Annotated in this window: 4 protein-coding genes; 2 read left to right on the forward strand and 2 right to left on the reverse strand. The window is 63.5% G+C overall.

From position 1 onward, the window contains the following. Nucleotides 1–396: 396 nt before the first annotated feature. Entirely contained in the window at nucleotides 397–849 is a 453-nt protein-coding gene (locus tag EKL94_RS22320; RefSeq protein ID WP_148105818.1) for a hypothetical protein, read from the forward strand. A gap of 3 nt (nucleotides 850–852) precedes the next feature. On the opposite strand, the gene EKL94_RS21935 is transcribed toward EKL94_RS22320, so the two are convergent. After that, the gene (locus EKL94_RS21935; protein ID WP_126930627.1) at nucleotides 853–1,446 is read right to left on the reverse strand and encodes a hypothetical protein; all 594 of its coding nucleotides are present in this window, start codon (nucleotides 1,444–1,446) and stop codon (nucleotides 853–855) included. Between the two features lie 490 nt (nucleotides 1,447–1,936). Between EKL94_RS21935 and EKL94_RS21940 the strand changes: the two genes are divergently transcribed. Next, nucleotides 1,937–3,436 (forward strand): S8 family serine peptidase, encoded by a 1,500-nt coding sequence (locus EKL94_RS21940; protein ID WP_260473486.1) that lies wholly within the window; start codon nucleotides 1,937–1,939, stop codon nucleotides 3,434–3,436. A gap of 48 nt (nucleotides 3,437–3,484) precedes the next feature. Here the strand turns inward: EKL94_RS21940 and EKL94_RS21945 are convergent, their stop codons facing one another. After that, on the reverse strand, nucleotides 3,485–3,793 hold the full coding sequence (locus EKL94_RS21945) for a hypothetical protein (protein ID WP_185830078.1): 309 nt from the start codon (nucleotides 3,791–3,793) through the stop codon (nucleotides 3,485–3,487). Nucleotides 3,794–4,000: the final 207 nt, after the last annotated feature.

Genomic DNA, 4,000 nt, shown 5'->3' on the forward strand with positions numbered 1-4,000 from the left:
CCGTTGGGTTTTGTTTTGTTTTGTTGTGTTTTTTTTTTTTTTTGGGGGGGGCCGGCCCCCGGGACCACACCCGGGAGTGCCGCGGCCGCGTAAAGTGTGTAAAAGGAGCAGTTTCCTGGCATCACGCCGGTAACGCCGACCACTCCTCCGGCCGAACCGCCTGTGCGGCCAGCCCCCCCTCCGATCCCATCGGTGGCACCGTGCACGGCGCCACCGACGCAGACGCAAAACCTGAACTGCCCCGCAGGACAGATTGGGACTGTCACGCAGCAACGTGTGGGCTATTGCGGCGAGGTGGGTGGGCCCTACGAAGCCTGGGACACGGCGACCTATGGCCCATGGATCACTGTTTCCAACACCTGCGCCCCCGCATGCGTGCTTCCTTCGCCCAGCACCGTGACCGATACCGAATCCAAGACCGTCTCTCAAACCCTAGGATGCCCTGCTGGTCAGACCGGTTCCATCGTGCAAACCAGGCAAGAGCAGCGCAACCAGGCACGCTTCGCCTACTGCCCCGCGCCGACCGGTTCACCGGCTTGGAGTGGATGGTCAGGGTGGTCGGACTGGACCCCGATCACCGGTTGGGCCACGACATCCAACACCTGTGTTTCTTCCAAATCCTACGCCTGGAAGCTGGTCAAGCATGAAGGAGACATCCTCAACAGCGGGATGATGTGCACCTCCGCGAGCTATACCTACAACGGCGCAACAGTGCCTGGTTCCTCAATCCCGAGCTGCTCGGCAGCCGTCGAGGGGCAGACATACCTTTACAGGCTGACCCGTGCGGCCTGCCCGCCAGTGTTCATGCCGGGCGTGTCCATTGACACCTACCAATGCGTGGGACAGTGACGCTTAGCCGGCGGGGCCTACGTCCCGCCGGTTCTTCTTGCTACGCCCGTTCTGGAACAACAGACGACCGTTGGTGATCAGGTAGCCGGGGCCGGCCTTGAAATCCCGTTCGGAGAACTCGCCGCCGTTCTCCACCCGCAGTTGCCGAACCCGGCCCAAGGAGGCATCTCCCAAAGCAGCGGCTGCTGCCTTGGTGCCTTCCGTAAGGGTGATGTAACCGCCGCCATCGGCAGGAGGGTGGGAGTGAAACGTCTCATTGGTGGTGGTCATGCCCTCGGGGACCACGCCATAGGCGAACACGCACTCGAATTGGCTCCTCAGGGTGATGAGCTTCAGCCCCCACCGCTGCCCATCGGTGGCAACAAAGGCGCAGGCTTCAGCCTGGTTCTCTGCCGTCCAGGCGGCAACTTCGGGGGCGATGCGGAGCAAGAACGCTTCTTTGGCTTCGCCGGGTTCACTGGTGTAGGTCGCCACCGGCCATGCCTTGGCTTGAACCGTCTTTAATTCAATTCCGGTGGGCGGAATTGAACCGCCCTGCGCCCAAGCTTGCCCGCAGGCCAAAAGAGCCACGACCACCACCACGAATGAGATCCGCACAACTGCTCCTCACAGTTGTGCTTTTGCACCCCGGCACGGTGCAGGGGTATCATTCGAGGTATCAAATCTGGCGCCATGTCTTGCTCAAGAATCGCGCAAGATCAATGAGTTACCAGAGGGCGTCAATCGGCTCCGCCCACCTCCACCAACGAACGGTCCGTAAAGGACCGGAGAAGCCCGGAAATTCCACCAACGTGGGTTTCCGGGCTTTTTTATTGGCTGCTCTACGTCGCTACGAAATTCGACGCCGCAGCGCAATCGCGGTCCGATGCCGTCAAGCAATGTCGGCACCGCGCATCTTCTCTCGCTTTCGACATCACTAAATCACTTCAGAATTTTCCCACCCTCTCCTTGGGGGGGATGTGTCCGCGAAGCCGTTCGTCCTTGGTCGCCATCAAGAGGAGACCACGGGACACCTGCACCCTTCACATCAAGCCGCGCCCGAGAGGCACGGCCTGTTCGACACATCTTTCACAAAGGAACTGTATCCATGCGTACGTCGCTTCGGGTTTCCCTTGCCAGCGCCATCACCCTGGTCCTGGCCAGCGCCCCCGCCTTCGCCCAACCCACCGAACGGGTATGGACGCGAGGCATGGCCAGCAACGAGCAGTACAGCAGTTTCATCGTCAAGTACCGGGACGGCAGCAGCAAGCGCGTCTCCGCCACCACCGCCCAGGATGCGCTGAAGAAACGCCTCGGCATCCAACAACGCAGCAAGCGCTCGATCGGCGCTGCGCCGGCCGCAGCAGTGACCCACCAGCGCCGGATGGGTGGTGGTGCCGACGTCATTACTACGGACAAGGCACTGGACCTTCCGGAAGCGCAGATCCTGATGCAGCGCATCGCCGACGATCCGGACGTCGAGTACGTGCAGCCGAACTACATGATGAGCGCGTTCGCCACACCGAACGATCCGCGCTACGGCGAGCAGTGGCACTACAGCAATCCGACCAGTGGTGCGCGCCTGCCGGCTGCGTGGGACCGCTCCGCCGGCCAGGGCGTGGTGGTGGCCGTGGTCGATTCGGGGTATCTCAACAACAACGACCTGCAGGCGAACCTGTTGCCGGGCTACGACATGATCTCGTCCACCCGCCCGTTCAGTGATTGGCAGTGCATCATCGGGGGAATGAATCCCGGCTGTGGTGGCTCCGACGATGGCGATGGACGCGACGCCGATGCCTTCGATGCCTCGGGCATTGCACACGGCACCCACGTCGCTGGAACGGTCGCTGCGGTCACCAACAACCAGATCGGCGTCGCCGGCGTGGCCTACAACGCGAAGGTCGTGCCGGTGCGCGTACTCGGCAACCAAGGCAATGGCGGTTCCGCCGACATCATCGACGGCATGCTCTGGAGTGCCGGCATCAACGTGCCCAACGTCGCGGCCAATGCCAACCCGGCAGAAGTCATCAACCTCAGCCTGGGAGGCCGCCGGGCCTGTTCGCCGGCCGAGCAGGATGCAATCGACGACATCACCGCGCAGGGCACGATCGTGGTGGTCGCCGCCGGCAACAGCAATCTGGATGTGTCCGAGTTTGCTCCGGCGAACTGCAAGGGCGTGATTGCGGTTGCCGCCAACGACCAGGGCGGTCGTCGTGCGTTCTACTCCAACTACGGCGCAGGCATCCACATCACCGCACCCGGTGGTGAAACCTGGTCCTGCCGCGCGTCCGTCGGCGAGTTCCTGCCGCTGGCCACGCCGCCGAACCAGACCAACTGCGCACCGACCCGCCAGCATCCGGCACAGGGCATTCTGTCCACGGTGGGCAACAACGCCTTCGACTTCATGTCCGGCACCTCGATGGCGGCGCCCCACATCGCGGGCATCGTCGCGCTGATGCAAGCGGTGGCGCCGGTGCCCAAGACCACCGACCAGGTCAAGGAGATCCTGCGTCGAACCGCGCACCCAATCGCGGCAGCAAACTGCCCGGGGGGTTGCGGGCCAGGCATCGTGGACGCGGCGGAAGCCGTGAAGGCGGCCAGCAACTGATGGCATGGCGCAGCGGCCCGGCAAGGTCGCTGCGCCCTCCTCCATTGCTCAGTTCACATCCACCTGCAGGCGGCACCGCTCCACCAGCAGCATCCCCAGCATCGGCGCCAGCGCGAATGTGGCAAACAGCCACCTTGCCGCACGCGTGGTTCCCTCGGCTCCACCCGGATCGATCAGTCCCGCGGCATTGGCGACCATACCGGCAAGCGCTGCCCCGGCTGCGGTGGCGAACAGTTGGATGGTGGTGATCGATGCCCCGGCGCGCTCCTGTTCCTCCGGCGGTGCAGAGGTCAGAACGCGTGTCAGCAGGTGAGGCCAGGCCAGGCCCACGCCGATCCCGATGACGGCCAGCGCCACGCAGATCGGCACCATCTGCAACCACGTACCGCTGTGTTAAACACATCGCCCCCCGCCGGCGTGCTTACCCGTGTGGCTCCGTGGGGACGCGGCAGCATATGCACTAAAACACAAAACTCCCACGAGAAGCGCCACAGGATGGATACAGAACGGCAACCGCGCGGCAGTACGAGTGTGGGACTGCGCAGGAGCAAGGGACAGCACCAG

Origin of the sequence: Stenotrophomonas maltophilia, assembly GCF_003970865.1 — a bacterium.
Taxonomy (GTDB): Bacteria; Pseudomonadota; Gammaproteobacteria; order Xanthomonadales; family Xanthomonadaceae; genus Stenotrophomonas; species Stenotrophomonas maltophilia_AR.